Source organism: Pullulanibacillus sp. KACC 23026, from assembly GCF_029094525.1.
Classification (GTDB): domain Bacteria; phylum Bacillota; class Bacilli; order Bacillales; family Sporolactobacillaceae; genus KACC-23026.
Genome location: NZ_CP119107.1, coordinates 3,300,589 through 3,313,589, shown reverse-complemented (window position 1 = coordinate 3,313,589; position 13,001 = coordinate 3,300,589). Strand labels below are relative to the sequence as shown.

The window sequence follows — 13,001 nt, the reverse complement described above, 5'->3', positions numbered from 1 at the left end:
TTGTATTAGAGAGAATAGAGGAGGATTAAAGGCACTATGAAACAGTCAGTTAATATTCAAGATAGCTTTCTAAACCAGCTTCGTAAGGATAACACCTTTGTTACGGTTTTCTTATTAAACGGATTCCAATTAAAGGGCTTAGTTAAAGGATTTGATAATTTCACGGTTCTGATCGAGAGTGAAGGAAAACAACAGCTTATATTTAAGCATGCCATTTCAACCTTCTCGCCTGCCCGACCCGTTCAATTTCATCAAGAAGAAGAATAAGGAACTAAAGCAATAGGAAACAAAGAGGCTGATGCATTTAATCAGCCTCTTTTCTTATGCTTCAAAATCCCGCTGCCTATTTTGAAGCCGATAACGTATTCGAGTTATCTAATCATAACTTTGGCGTCACGAACATTCTTTATTCAAAACGCAATAAGTTTATGAATACAGCCTTTAATAAAAATCTTTAAGGAAAAACAAGAGCAAAGAGGCATACATATAAATATGAAGCCTCTCTTTCGGGGCTTTCATTATATTTAGACAGAGGCAAGTTATTATCTGCCATTTTATTAAAAGAGGTGAGCGTTGTGCCGGAAAGCTTAACCTTCAAACAGAAAGGTCAAATCAATATTGTATTGAAACAAGAAGAGCAAAAAAGCCCGCCTCCATTAAAAAAACCATTTGAAGAACGCGTAAGACATCAATCTTTACAACAGCTTGAACGTGAATTGGACCGCCTTGTCGGGCTTAAGGACATTAAACAAACGGTTCATGAAATTTATGCGTGGCTCTATGTTAACCGACTCCGCAAAGAACATAATTTGGCCGTTAAGCAGCAGACCTTGCACATGCTTTTTAAAGGAAATCCAGGGACAGGCAAGACAACGGTTGCCCGAATTCTTGGGAAGTTATTTGCAGACATGAATATCCTCTCAAAAGGCCATCTTATTGAAGCGGAACGTGCTGACTTGGTGGGAGAATATATCGGTCAAACCGCACAAAAGACACGCGAATTAATAAAGAAGGCGCAAGGCGGGATTTTATTTGTTGATGAGGCTTATTCGCTTGGGCGAGGTGGCGAAAAGGATTTCGGGAAAGAAGCGATCGATACACTAGTAAAACACATGGAGGATAAGAAAGATGATTTCATCCTCATTCTAGCGGGTTATTCAGATGAGATGGATGATTTTTTGGATCTGAATCCAGGCTTGCCTTCTCGCTTTCCCATTATCTTAACTTTTCCCAACTATAATGAGCTTGAATTGTTAGAGATTGCTGAACAAATGATAGAAGATAGGGAGTATCTCTTCACAGAAGAGGCGCGAAAGAAGCTCCAGCGTCATTTTCGTCATAAGGTATTGGAAGAGGCCGAAATGTTTAGCAATGGTCGCTATGTTCGGAATCTCATTGAGAAAATGATACGTAAGCAGGCGGTTCGACTGGTGAAGGAGGGAGTCCCTAATCGAGAGGCCTTATTGACGATCCGCTCGATGGACATTACTATTGAGGAAGAACCTCGCCAAACAGACCTGTTCCCATTAACTAGGAAACGAGAAGAGGGTGACTAAATAATTTGGAAAACGTTATACTCGTTGGTTGTCAATTAAAAAAGATGGATGATAGTCTTTTCCAAAGCACGATGGAAGAGCTCGCAGCCTTAACAGAAACAGCAGGTGGCCAAGTGGTGGCCACCCTCACTCAAAAAAGAGAGCGACCAGACTCAGCGACGTATCTAGGGCAAGGAAAGGTGCTAGAACTTGGCCAAGCCTGTGAAACGACAGGGGTTGAAATGGTCATCTTTAATGATGATTTAAGTCCGAGTCAGCAAACGAATCTGCAAAAAGAATTAGATGTCAAAGTGATCGACAGGACTCAATTGATCTTAGATATCTTTGCCCAGCGCGCCAGATCACGAGAAGGTCAGCTTCAGGTGGAGCTCGCTCAATATGAATATTTGCTCCCGCGTTTGAGCGGTTTTGGAATTGCCCTTTCCCGGCTTGGCGGAGGAATTGGAACAAGAGGGCCCGGGGAAACAAAGCTTGAAACGGATCGCCGTCACATTCGACGCCGCATATTAGAGATTAAGAAGCAAATTGATACCATTGTCCAGCACCGTGAACGCTATAGGGAACGACGCCGCCGAAACCGAGTTTTTCAAGTGGCATTGGTAGGGTATACGAATGCTGGGAAATCCTCGCTTTTCAGTCGTTTAACAGATGCTGAGACATTAGCAGAGGACAAGTTGTTTGCGACACTTGATCCACTAACACGTAAGCTTCGTCTTCCAAGCGGCTTTACCGCTTTATTAAGTGATACCGTTGGATTTATCCAGCACCTGCCGACAACACTAGTGGCTGCCTTTCGTTCCACTCTAGAAGAAGTAAAAGAAGCCGATTTGATTCTCCATGTCGTGGATGCCTCGCACCCGGATCATACCCAGCATGAAGAAACTGTAAACCGACTTCTGAAGGAACTTGGCGTAGGACATGTTCCAATGCTTATTATTTACAATAAAAAAGATAAGCTAAGTGAGCCGTTCCAGCCGCCGTTATACAAAGATTCTTTAGTTATTTCGGCTTTTGACGCCTCTGATTTAGTGAAAGTCAGTCATACCGTTGAAAAGAAAATTATTGAACAAATGGATCCTTACCAGACGGTTGTACCGGCAAGCGATGGACGACTTGTGACACGCTTAGAACATGAGACGGTTGTCCAGCACCGGGAGTGGGAGGAACAAACAGAATCTTATTTAGTAGAAGGGTTCGTCTGGACCGAGTCCCCTCTATATGAAACATTGACAGCATCAGCATCGTCACATGAGGAGAGAGAGACCAATCATGACTTTGACCACCCCGCAACAACTTGAAGAAATCAACAAGAAAATAGAAGAACAATGTGCGCCTATTTTTCAAAAGCTCGAGAGCATTGAAAGACATAATCAGAAGAAAGTACTAGAAGCCTTTCAAACAGCCAAAATTAGTGATGCCCATTTTAATGGTTCCACAGGTTATGGCTACGATGATTTTGGACGAGAAGCTTTAGAAAGCGTTTATGCAGAAGTATTTGGTGCTGAGGCGGCCTTAGTGCGGCCTCAGCTTATGTCTGGCACACATGCCATTACCGTCTCTTTATTTGGAGTGCTGCGTCCTGGAGATGAACTCATGTACATAACGGGAGCCCCATATGATACGCTTGAAGAAGTCATTGGCCTTCGCGGTGAGGCAAGCGGTTCTCTTAAAGATTTTGGGATTTCATGCCGAGTTGTCCCGCTCGAGAATGAGACAATCGATACGAAGAGGGTCATCAATGAAGTGTCTCCTACGACCAAAGTGATCGCCATTCAACGATCGCGCGGTTATGCCACACGAAGATCCCTCTCTATAGAAGAAATTAGAAAGGCAATAAAAGAAATTAAAGAGAAGCATCCCCATCTCATTGTCTTTATTGATAATTGCTATGGCGAATTTGTGGAAAAAGAAGAGCCCTGTGAGGCGGGAGCGGACCTAATAGCCGGTTCACTCATCAAGAATCCTGGTGGAGGTTTGGTGAAAGCGGGTGGTTATATCGCAGGACGCGAGGATTTAGTCGAGCAATGTGCTTACCGCTTAACAGCCCCTGGACTTGGCAAGGAAGTCGGTCCAACGCTCAATCAATTAGGCGAATTCTTTCAGGGCTTTTTCCTAGCTCCACATGTCACCATCGAAGCACTGAAAGGAGCTATCTATACGGCAGCTTTAACCGAGGCAATGGGTCTTTCGCCTTCTCCTAAGTGGGATGAAAAACGAACCGATATTGTTCAATCCGTTAATTTCGAGAATGCTGAGCAAATGGTTCTTTTTTGTCAAGCGATTCAAAAAGCATCCCCTATTAATAGTCATGTGACCCCGTATCCAAGTGCGATGCCGGGTTATGAAAGCAAGGTTATTATGGCTGCCGGAACCTTTGTTCAAGGGTCTAGCATCGAATTATCTGCAGATGGACCGATTCGTCCTCCCTATACAGCCTTTATTCAGGGTGGCCTTACATTTCGTCATGTCCAACTTGCTTTACTAAATGCAGCCGAGGCATTGCTGGAAAAGAAACGGGTCCAACTTTAAATGGCAGAGAGACACTTAACGAACCCTTTTGATAGAATCGTAGGGAAACGTTGCAGTTAATAAAATTCAAAAAATAACAAACTATTTTTGTTAGAAAAGGTAACATCTGTTGACATAACCTTTGACAAAAAGTAAAATATAATTAAGTATATCTATTATTTTAGGAAGGAGGTATGGGAATGGATGACCAACTGCGTCGAAACATGGCTTTGTTTCCTATGAGTATTGTGAGAGAATTGACGGGGTTAACGGCAAGACAGATTCGCTACTATGAGGAAAATCATCTCGTTTCCCCCCAACGCACGGAAGGGAATAGACGAATGTATTCTTTTAATGATGTCGATCGTTTGCTTGAAATCAAATCACTTCTTGAAAAAGGCGTCAACCTTGCTGGAATTAAGCATGTCTTTGATAATAAGGCGCCAGCTGCCATTTCTACACTGCCTCCCAAGCAAGAAGAAAAAGATCTATCGGATGAAGCATTGATGAAAATGTTGAAGCAAGAGCTCTTAATTGCAGGTAAACAAGGAAAGACATCATTAATACAAGGAGAACTTTCACGTTTTTTTCATTAATGTGAGGGAACTCCTGTGTTAAGATAAATAAAATTTAGGAGGCTGGCCACGCTTATGGGAAAATTTTCAAAAGACGATATTCTTCGTATGGCAGAAGAAGAAGGCGTTAAGTTTATTCGCTTACAATTCACTGATTTATTAGGAATTATTAAAAACGTTGAAATTCCAGTAGACGAACTGCCAAAAGCACTTTCTAATGAATGTATGTTTGATGGCTCTTCTATTGAAGGATTTGTACGAATTGAAGAATCGGATATGTACTTGTATCCAGATTTTGATACATGGGTCGTATTCCCGTGGACTGGTGGTAAAGGAAAAGTAGCCCGTTTAATTTGTGATATTTATAACCCAGATGGTACACCATTTGAAGGGGACCCTCGCCAAATTTTGAAACGCCAATTAGAAGAGATGAAAGCACTTGGATTCACTGCTTTTAACATTGGACCAGAGCCTGAGTTTTTCTTATTCAAAATGGATGAAAAGGGTGAACCGACTCTTGAATTAAACGATAAGGGCGGTTATTTCGATCTTTCACCAACTGACCTTGGTGAAAACTGCCGTAAAGATATCGTTCTTGAACTTGAAGATATGGGCTTTGAAGTAGAAGCCTCTCACCATGAGGTAGCACCTGGTCAGCATGAAATTGACTTCAAATATGCCGATGCTGTCGCAACTTGCGATAATGTCCAAACCTTTAAGCTTGCCGTTAAAACAATTGCGCGTCAACATGGTCTTCATGCAACGTTTATGCCAAAACCATTGTTTGGTGTCAACGGTTCTGGTATGCATGCGAACATGTCCTTATTTAAAGGGAATGACAATGCGTTCTACGATCCATCTACTGAAAAAGGGTTGAGTGAAACCGCCCACTACTTTATTGCGGGGATCCTTGAGCATGCTCGAGCGTTTACAGCTGTTACGAACCCGACGGTTAACTCTTATAAGCGTCTTGTCCCTGGATATGAAGCACCTTGTTATGTGGCTTGGTCACTACGCAACCGTTCACCGCTTATTCGTGTTCCAGCTAAACGCGGCTTAAGCACTCGTATTGAAGTGCGCAGTGTGGATCCATCAACGAATCCATATCTTGCAATGGCGGTCTTGCTTGCTGCCGGCCTTGATGGTGTGAGACGCAAGCTTACTCCGCCAGCACCAACGGACCGCAATATCTATGTAATGGATAAAGCAGAGCGTGAAGCAGCTGGGATTAATGACCTTCCAAGCACTTTGAAAGAAGCGCTCGAAGTCATGACAGCTGACGAAGTGATCACCAAAGCACTCGGGTCTCACGCCCTTAGCCATTTCGTTGAAGCTAAGGAAATTGAGTGGGATATGTTCCGCACTCAAGTCCATCCTTGGGAGCGCGAGCAGTACATGAGCTTGTATTAATAGCAGGACCCCTTGATACCATTGGTGTTAAGGGGATTTTCTTTTGTGGGTGGAAATTATTTTTTTGTAATGAAGCAGGAGCACCCACGAAACAGCACCCTAAAAAATGCCAGGATAGGATTCAAATTTTCTCCTAGCTCCCTTTACTTACCATTTTTTTCTAGAGGGGAATAAAGAGAAATCAGCGATGATCCTCCATGGAAACGAAAGACTGAATCACTTTGTAGTGGCTCTTATTTAATTCCGATCCGTATGTATGGTGAGAGAGAAAGGGAGCCAGTCGCTCCCTCCTACACGATTTTTAACTTTATCGAGATCCTCAGACGGTGACAGTAAGGAAAGTTACAAACAAGGCATCACAGAGCAAATGGCTTATCTATTTTTGGAACTTTCTCGGTGAATTTCTAGTGGCCATCATGGCTAATTAAGGATGCGTTTGCGCTTTAAAATAATTAGAAGTTGTAGACGAGATTGAGGACAATTGGGTCGCCTGGATCCAAAGTAGCACCATCAGTAATTGTTAAGTCTGATGATGTAACAGCGGATACACCGTTTTCTTGCGGTTGTCCGTTAATAAAAAGTGTAAGATTTGCAAAGCTTGTGTTGAAGGCAGTGATCGAAGCGCCGCTGTCATCTACAAATGCAGTGGCTGCAATGACTAGATCAGAACCTGTAACAGTCCCAGCACTAGCAGGAGCATAGTATTTATATGATTTTAGGTTAGGGGGAATAAGCGAAGCTGCCATGGTTATCACCTCCTTTCATAAAGTATTAGTCATAACAAATTCCAATGAAATCGGATCATCCTTATCTAGAATGGAGCCGTTTTTAATAGTGAGTTGGAAAGGATCAACAGAACCAACGCCGTTTTGTTGAATGACTCCGTTTATATACAAATTGAAGTATTGATATAACTTAGGAAACGCCTCAATGGGCGTTCCATCATCATCTACAAACGAATTTACAGAAATTATTAAGTCCGATCCTAAAATTGTTCCATTAGAAACTTTCGAAAAATATTTTTGTGAAGTCAACATGATAGTGGGAATAGGCGGGGGTTCTTTGCAGCAATAGAAATTATTATTAAATGAGATGTAAATATTATTAAATGAATGATCGACTTCAATGGTTTTTTGATATTTCGAATCTTTTATTACATAGCTAATTCCATCTTGGATCTCTCGGGTGTCGTTTAATTTGTTGCCCTCTCTAGTATTCTGTAATTTTTTTATTGCCTTTTGTAAATCCTTTTCATGATTCTCCATTTATTTCACCACCCATCCATTTAAACTTATTCCGATGTAAAATCACATACACCTTCTCCTTTCTTCGATAAGGTATGCCGTTTTCTATTCCCTTGTATAGTAAAATTCCCTCATGGCATGCGCCAATTTTAATGGTTTATTAGAACCAAATACTTAACAACTAAAAGGGGGCCCATAGATCTAATGAGTTTGTCAGTAGTCAGCAGAGGCACTTGTATGAGTGGAGATAGTTTCATATGTCGATTTTTGAGGAAACGCTAAAGTTGGGAGAGGGAGATTGAGAGGGTTTAAAAGATCGTGCCTCTTATATAAAGGAGAAATATCTTGAACGTTTAATACTCCGACAAAAACTTAAAGAGGAATGATTGAACCACTAAGAGGCTGGGACAGGCGTAGTTTACGAATAGAAAAAACCGAACTTATTCACAGATTAACGTGATGGGTTCGGTTTTTCATTTATAAGTTAAGTCAATTATGAAACGCTCGTCAAAATACGTCGCTTTCCTCGGGCACGGCCCAAGCCTCCTCAGCAAGAAAAACGCTTGCTTGCGGGGTCTTCGGACACGTGCTGTTCCCGCAGGGGTCTCCGTATTTTGACTACGCCTTCTATTTGCTTCTGTACGTATAAACATTTAGTGTTCAGAGTTTAAGTCAGCTAATTTAGTTTTGTCCCAGCCTCTTACATTTAATGAATCTCTCGGATAACACCGACTACTTTTCCTAGAATCGTACAGGTTGGTACAAGAATAGGTGCCATAAAAGGATTCTCGGGTTGAAGACGAATATGGTCTTTTTCTTTGAAAAAACGTTTAACGGTGGCTTCATCCTCTTCGGTCATCGCAACAATAATATCGCCGTTATTTGCGGTATTCTGCTGCCTCACGACCACCTTATCTCCATCAAGAATGCCGGCATTAATCATACTTTCCCCAACCACATTTAGAATAAAAGCCTCTTCATGACCTACCATGTTGACAGGAACAGGATAGTAATCTTCAACATTTTCAATAGCTGTAATCGGCTCACCAGCTGTCACTCGTCCAACAATCGGCAGCATCAGACTGTCTTCCCCTTGTGTACGCGGTAAGTCTTGCCCGGGCTGTATTAATTCAATAGCGCGAGGCTTAGTTGGATCGCGCCGAATGATTCCCTTTTTCTCTAATCGCGATAAATGGCCGTGTACGGTTGAACTAGAAGCTAAGCCGACGGCATCTCCAATTTCTCGTACTGATGGTGGGTAGCCCTTTTTATCTACTTCGCTTCGAATAAAATCAACGATCGCTTGTTGCCGTTTTGATAATTCCATCCCATGTCCCTCCTAAGCTCCTCGTTCCCCAAACATTCGTTCTCTATTAAAAGTATAGCATGCTCCCATATAAGGTGCAAACATTCGTTCGAAAAGAACGCTTGACACGAACGTGTATTCCTATTATTATATAAAGCGAACATACATTCGTTGCAGGGGGATTTTAAATGGAACACTCACCATCACTATCCAAATCACATTCTTATTCGGTCTTATATATAGTTTTTATCGGTTTAATTGTAGCGTGTATTGCTTTTACAGTGCACGATTTGAAACAATCAGATGCCAGTCATTCCGCATCAATAAAGGTCCAACGTGGTGATACGCTTTGGTCATTAAGCGAGAAATATAAAGGGAAAATGTCTGCCGCACAATTTATGTCATGGGTGGAAACGAACAATCAATTACATAATCGTGATCAAATTAAAGCTGGACAAACCCTGCTGATTCCAACCGATCAGAATGAACCCGGTGGCACTGCAAATCAGATTGCGGGTGCAGGGGTGCCTCACTAAAAGCAGAGGACTTGAACATCTCTTTTTAATACGTTAAGCTTATGTCATTCATTTTTGAAACTAAATGGCTGCCGTCGGTGTAGTTAGGAGTCAAACGTCATGGCTTTTTTCTAAAAGCTTCTTGCTATTTTTCGTGTGTTAAGAAGCAATAAAGTTTATGGAAGCAGCCTACTGTTTAAAGGAGAGTAATAATGCTAGAGAAAGAAAAGCTTGCCCGTATATCAGAACTATCAAGAAAATCAAAGTCGGAAGGGTTGACACCTGCAGAGAAAAAAGAACAGGCTCATTTGCGTCAAGCCTATTTAGAAGCATTCCGTTCGGGTTTTAAAGATCATTTGCATACCATCAAAGTCGTTGATCCTAATGGGGACGATGTCACACCGCTCAAATTAAAGCAATCCAAGGAACGGAGAAGTAAGCACTAGAATCGATTTGTTTGGACTTACTCTTGTTGAGGATTGTTCAAATGGGGGGAGCCCCTATTAAGTAAATGATCTTAAAGAGACCCTGTCATGATGGGTCTTTTTTAGTCTATATCCGAGAACAGAATCGGTTGATTTGAACAGGAGGCTAGCCGCAAAAGTTCGCTCAAAGTAGCCTTTACAGAAACCATTGCCTAATTAATAGGCAGAAGGTATTCGTGCCGATTCGCGAAAGTCGGTGAATCGCAAGCAAATCAGATGATCTTTTGAAAGCATCAGAAGGACAACTCCTGAGTCTAGCAGCAGGTGGTTTGCGGCTTTAGTAAAGGAGCTCACTCCCATACCGCGCGACCAAAATTCTAAGCGAACATTCTGAATCGGTAAAATCTGTGTCAGTGTGACAAAATATAGTAGGTGTTTCTTCTTCTCATTCGACAGCTTTTTCAGAGGGTCTTGTCTATAATATGGACAAACACTGTGAGTCGGAGGGATGGCTATGAGGCATTATGATATTTTTATTATAAAAGAAGAGGTCCGAGAGGCGTATACTGGAAAAGAAGCTTTGCTAGCTCAATTGTTTTCAGAGGCGTTTCATACCACCGATCCGAATGAGCGATGTCAGCTTGAGAAACAAATCGACTTTATTACCGAGACTATTCCTGTCTTTCGAATGGAAAGTCTGCTAAAGCGCCGTTTAAAGGAGCAGATCGGCTATACCAGTTTAGCTGGAGAGCAGGTTATTATGCTAGAGTCGAACCATCAGGAAAGCCATTCACGTCTAGAGATTAAAGAACGGCAATTAACTTTAAAAAGCAGCGGAAGCTTATTGACGGAGACGTTATTGTTTGAAGTATGTCGTTCCATTCAGCCTGACTTTTTTGCAGTCGACCGCACTGGAGAGCGTAGCGGCTGGCTTCGCGCGACGAAAAAGCATTTGATTAAGAAAGTAAAATAAGCAGTCATGATTTGTGAAAAGACGCTTCTGAATAGAGTTGTACTTCATTCATTGATAGTGTAAACTTAGATAGGATTATTATAATAACTACAAAGATTATGCGCATCGTTGTGGGATTAAAGGAGGATGGAAGATACTCATGGTTTGGTTATATATTGTAATTGGAATCGTAGGCGTCATTCTTGGCGTAGTGTTAGGATTCTTTATAGCACGTAAATACATGATGGATTACTTGAAGAAAAATCCGCCAATTAATGAAAATATGCTTCGCGTCATGATGATGCAAATGGGGCAAAATCCATCGCAGAAAAAGATCAATCAGATGATGAAAGCTATGCAAAAACAAATGAAGTAAGTTTAAAGGAAGTCTTTACTTTCTAAAGGGATAGGGGGGGAAGTCTTTACCCCTATTTATGACATAAAATGTATTCTTTTAGACATAAACCACTTTTTCTATTATGAAGTTATAGAAGAGTGGTTTTTCCTTATCTGTCATCAAAATGGGTATTTGCTCCTATAATGTTCAAGATCTGTAAAAAAATTGCCATCCTGTTCTGTTTTTTTGCAATCTTTTTTATTATAATAAGTTAGAAGAACTAATTTAATCGACATGCCAATCCGTTCTTTTAACTGAAAAGTCATGGGAAGTTGGTTTTTTTTGGGAGAATGTTATTATTTTTAGTAAAATGGTCTCTTTTTATTTTCTTCAATTAATGGAATAATAAGAGAAGAAGTGAAAGCAGACCCACGATTAAGAGAACGCGAGGGAACTCAAGTGGTAGGAGATAGAATAAAGAAATTAAGAGAATCGAGAGGATTGTCTCTCACCGAGTTAGCAGAGCGTGCCGGCGTTGCTAAGTCTTATTTAAGTACAATTGAAAGAAATCTGAGAAGCAATCCCTCGATTCAATTTATTGAAAAAGTGGCAGAGGTATTAAATGTCAGTGTCACAAGTTTAATTGATGAAGATCAAAGCGATTCCATTTTAAATAACGCTATTCCATCCAGTGACGAGCTTGATTCGGACTGGATCAAAATTGTCAAAGAAGCGATGGACAGTGGCGTTGACAAAGATGAATTTAAGGCTTTTCTGGAATTTCAAAAATGGAGGAAAAGCCAAGACTAATTTGGCTTTTTCTCTAATTTCATCTATTTTTATTTTATTCCTTGTTTTTATAATTTTCAAAAAATAACCGTACTTCTTCAACCGATAACCCTAATTCTTTAGCCTCCTTTATAAGTTTAACCCATTCAACATCCAACACACCCATTTTCATATAAGGCTTCATCCTCCCAAGGACTCACTGAATGTCCAGCTGCCGGTCGGTTGCACCACTAACTCAGGATATTTAAGGTGCCCAAATAGAAAATACCCCTCATCGTCTCCAATAAATCGTCCTACTTTTTTTCTTAATTATAATCAATTTGTCTATGAGAAAACTGTCAAAATATAAGAAGGTTAATATAGAATCTAATGACAAAAAACGACAAAATCCCCCGATTTAAACAATCCTTTGTGCGAGTTAAGACGTCTAGCCCCTCGTTCGTCACTTTTTGTCCAATAATATGTCGAAATAGTAAAATTACAACCGTTGTGTGAAGGGATTGATTAGAGGAAAAATAAGAATATCTAGTTAGATGTGATAATCGGACTCTTAATTGAGAGGTTGTCTGATGGTAGAGTGCCGAATGAAAAACGATCAGCTGCCGGTTAATCGTAAATGAAAAAAGAGATAAGGTGCAATTAAACCTAACTTAGCCTATTTTATTTTCATTAAGGGGACAGGTCATCTTATGACATGATCAACAAAGCTCTTACACAATCCTTTTAAATTTCGGGGGTTCACGCTATAATAGGAATAAAAGTGTCAACAGCTTGAGATAAGAAGGTTGATAATTATGTGGCTACAGCTTTTAAGTTTATTAATAGGGATTTTGTTCGCTGGAAGCATTATTATTGTGCGGCTGAAGGCGTCTAATCGCCCGACGAATGCACGAAAAATCCTTATCCCACCAATGGGGATGTCAACAGGCTTTTTAATGTTTATCGCTCCGCAGTGCCGTGTTCCTTGGTTAGATTTTTTTGAGGCCCTTGTCGTTGGTGCCATCTTTTCTATTTTGCTTGTTAAGACATCCAAGTTTGAAATACGTGATGAGCAAATTTATTTGAAGCGGTCAAAAGCCTTTGCCTTTGTGTTGATTGGATTGTTAATCGTCCGTGTCATCATTAAGATTTTTGTTGAGCAAGAAATCAGCTATGCGCAGACCGGTGCGTTGTTCTTCGTCCTTGCTTTTGGCATGATCCTCCCGTGGCGCGTTGCCATGTATATTATGTACAAACGTCTCGAAAAACAAGCCAATTCCATTATTACTACAACTTGATCCAACAAAAAATGAAGCCCCCTCCCTGAAATGAGGGGGCTTTTTGCATGTCAATAATGAGTTGAATATGTGCTTAAAGTCTGTAGATTTTGCTTAGATCCGTTTCT

16 protein-coding genes and 1 riboswitch are annotated in these 13,001 nt (G+C 40.9%); of the genes, 12 read left to right on the top strand and 4 right to left on the bottom strand.

Annotation, left to right across the window (positions count from 1 at the left end):
- The first annotated feature begins 36 nt into the window (after positions 1–36).
- The 6 genes from hfq to glnA all read left to right on the top strand — a co-directional run bounded on the left by hfq (position 37) and on the right by glnA (position 6,049).
- Entirely contained in the window at positions 37–267 is a 231-nt protein-coding gene (gene hfq / locus PU629_RS15435; protein ID WP_275280951.1) for an RNA chaperone Hfq, read from the top strand.
- Positions 268–575: 308 nt separating this feature from the next.
- A complete protein-coding gene (gene spoVK, locus PU629_RS15430) occupies positions 576–1,556 on the top strand; it encodes a stage V sporulation protein K (RefSeq protein WP_275280950.1) in 981 nt (326 codons plus the stop codon).
- A gap of 44 nt (positions 1,557–1,600) precedes the next feature.
- The gene (gene hflX, locus PU629_RS15425; protein WP_275284447.1) at positions 1,601–2,854 is read left to right on the top strand and encodes a GTPase HflX; all 1,254 of its coding nucleotides are present in this window, start codon (positions 1,601–1,603) and stop codon (positions 2,852–2,854) included.
- Entirely contained in the window at positions 2,826–4,085 is a 1,260-nt protein-coding gene (locus PU629_RS15420; RefSeq protein WP_275280949.1) for a methionine gamma-lyase family protein, read from the top strand. The genes hflX and PU629_RS15420 overlap by 29 nt, the downstream gene beginning before the upstream one ends.
- A gap of 179 nt (positions 4,086–4,264) precedes the next feature.
- A complete protein-coding gene (locus tag PU629_RS15415) occupies positions 4,265–4,660 on the top strand; it encodes a MerR family transcriptional regulator (protein ID WP_275280948.1) in 396 nt (131 codons plus the stop codon).
- A gap of 54 nt (positions 4,661–4,714) precedes the next feature.
- Positions 4,715–6,049 carry a type I glutamate--ammonia ligase gene (gene glnA, locus PU629_RS15410; protein ID WP_275280947.1) on the top strand — a complete coding sequence of 445 codons (1,335 nt, stop codon included), beginning with the start codon at positions 4,715–4,717 and terminating at the stop codon, positions 6,047–6,049.
- 452 nt (positions 6,050–6,501) lie between these two features.
- Here glnA and PU629_RS15405 read toward each other — a convergent pair whose 3' ends face one another.
- From PU629_RS15405 to lexA, 3 genes are all read right to left on the bottom strand, one after another.
- Positions 6,502–6,795 carry a DUF4183 domain-containing protein gene (locus PU629_RS15405; RefSeq protein ID WP_275280946.1) on the bottom strand — a complete coding sequence of 98 codons (294 nt, stop codon included), beginning with the start codon at positions 6,793–6,795 and terminating at the stop codon, positions 6,502–6,504.
- A 15-nt stretch (positions 6,796–6,810) separates the two neighbouring features.
- Positions 6,811–7,314, bottom strand: a complete 504-nt coding sequence (locus PU629_RS15400; protein WP_275280945.1) for a DUF4183 domain-containing protein — start codon at positions 7,312–7,314, stop codon at positions 6,811–6,813.
- Between the two features lie 685 nt (positions 7,315–7,999).
- Positions 8,000–8,620, bottom strand: a complete 621-nt coding sequence (gene lexA, locus PU629_RS15395) for a transcriptional repressor LexA (protein ID WP_275280944.1) — start codon at positions 8,618–8,620, stop codon at positions 8,000–8,002.
- A 167-nt stretch (positions 8,621–8,787) separates the two neighbouring features.
- Between lexA and yneA the strand changes: the two genes are divergently transcribed.
- The 5 genes from yneA to PU629_RS15370 all read left to right on the top strand — a co-directional run bounded on the left by yneA (position 8,788) and on the right by PU629_RS15370 (position 11,638).
- Positions 8,788–9,135, top strand: a complete 348-nt coding sequence (gene yneA, locus PU629_RS15390; protein WP_275280943.1) for a cell division suppressor protein YneA — start codon at positions 8,788–8,790, stop codon at positions 9,133–9,135.
- Positions 9,136–9,326: 191 nt separating this feature from the next.
- Positions 9,327–9,560 carry a DUF896 domain-containing protein gene (locus tag PU629_RS15385; protein ID WP_275280942.1) on the top strand — a complete coding sequence of 78 codons (234 nt, stop codon included), beginning with the start codon at positions 9,327–9,329 and terminating at the stop codon, positions 9,558–9,560.
- Positions 9,561–10,053: 493 nt separating this feature from the next.
- A complete protein-coding gene (sirA, locus tag PU629_RS15380; RefSeq protein ID WP_275280941.1) occupies positions 10,054–10,512 on the top strand; it encodes a sporulation inhibitor of replication protein SirA in 459 nt (152 codons plus the stop codon).
- Between the two features lie 139 nt (positions 10,513–10,651).
- Positions 10,652–10,867 (top strand): YneF family protein, encoded by a 216-nt coding sequence (locus PU629_RS15375; protein ID WP_275280940.1) that lies wholly within the window; start codon positions 10,652–10,654, stop codon positions 10,865–10,867.
- A 420-nt stretch (positions 10,868–11,287) separates the two neighbouring features.
- The gene (locus tag PU629_RS15370) at positions 11,288–11,638 is read left to right on the top strand and encodes a helix-turn-helix domain-containing protein (protein WP_275280939.1); all 351 of its coding nucleotides are present in this window, start codon (positions 11,288–11,290) and stop codon (positions 11,636–11,638) included.
- Positions 11,639–11,672: 34 nt separating this feature from the next.
- On the opposite strand, the gene PU629_RS15365 is transcribed toward PU629_RS15370, so the two are convergent.
- On the bottom strand, positions 11,673–11,789 hold the full coding sequence (locus PU629_RS15365; protein ID WP_275280938.1) for an anti-repressor SinI family protein: 117 nt from the start codon (positions 11,787–11,789) through the stop codon (positions 11,673–11,675).
- A 35-nt stretch (positions 11,790–11,824) separates the two neighbouring features.
- Positions 11,825–11,908: riboswitch (cyclic di-GMP riboswitch) on the bottom strand.
- A gap of 503 nt (positions 11,909–12,411) precedes the next feature.
- Between PU629_RS15365 and PU629_RS15360 the strand changes: the two genes are divergently transcribed.
- Positions 12,412–12,894, top strand: a complete 483-nt coding sequence (locus PU629_RS15360) for a CcdC family protein (RefSeq protein ID WP_275280937.1) — start codon at positions 12,412–12,414, stop codon at positions 12,892–12,894.
- Positions 12,895–13,001: the final 107 nt, after the last annotated feature.

What these genes read in the sequence shown, in the direction of transcription:
- hfq (WP_275280951.1), top strand. Translation starts at nt 37, where the DNA reads ATGAAACAGTCAGTTAATATTCAAGATAGCTTTCTAAACCAGCTTCGT.
- hflX (WP_275284447.1), top strand. Translation starts at nt 1,601, where the DNA reads ATGGATGATAGTCTTTTCCAAAGCACGATGGAAGAGCTCGCAGCCTTA.
- PU629_RS15420 (WP_275280949.1), top strand. Translation starts at nt 2,826, where the DNA reads ATGACTTTGACCACCCCGCAACAACTTGAAGAAATCAACAAGAAAATA.
- PU629_RS15415 (WP_275280948.1), top strand. Translation starts at nt 4,265, where the DNA reads ATGGATGACCAACTGCGTCGAAACATGGCTTTGTTTCCTATGAGTATT.
- glnA (WP_275280947.1), top strand. Translation starts at nt 4,715, where the DNA reads ATGGGAAAATTTTCAAAAGACGATATTCTTCGTATGGCAGAAGAAGAA.
- PU629_RS15405 (WP_275280946.1), bottom strand. Translation starts at nt 6,795, where the DNA reads ATGGCAGCTTCGCTTATTCCCCCTAACCTAAAATCATATAAATACTAT.
- PU629_RS15400 (WP_275280945.1), bottom strand. Translation starts at nt 7,314, where the DNA reads ATGGAGAATCATGAAAAGGATTTACAAAAGGCAATAAAAAAATTACAG.
- lexA (WP_275280944.1), bottom strand. Translation starts at nt 8,620, where the DNA reads ATGGAATTATCAAAACGGCAACAAGCGATCGTTGATTTTATTCGAAGC.
- yneA (WP_275280943.1), top strand. Translation starts at nt 8,788, where the DNA reads ATGGAACACTCACCATCACTATCCAAATCACATTCTTATTCGGTCTTA.
- PU629_RS15385 (WP_275280942.1), top strand. Translation starts at nt 9,327, where the DNA reads ATGCTAGAGAAAGAAAAGCTTGCCCGTATATCAGAACTATCAAGAAAA.
- sirA (WP_275280941.1), top strand. Translation starts at nt 10,054, where the DNA reads ATGAGGCATTATGATATTTTTATTATAAAAGAAGAGGTCCGAGAGGCG.
- PU629_RS15375 (WP_275280940.1), top strand. Translation starts at nt 10,652, where the DNA reads ATGGTTTGGTTATATATTGTAATTGGAATCGTAGGCGTCATTCTTGGC.
- PU629_RS15365 (WP_275280938.1), bottom strand. Translation starts at nt 11,789, where the DNA reads ATGAAAATGGGTGTGTTGGATGTTGAATGGGTTAAACTTATAAAGGAG.
- PU629_RS15360 (WP_275280937.1), top strand. Translation starts at nt 12,412, where the DNA reads ATGTGGCTACAGCTTTTAAGTTTATTAATAGGGATTTTGTTCGCTGGA.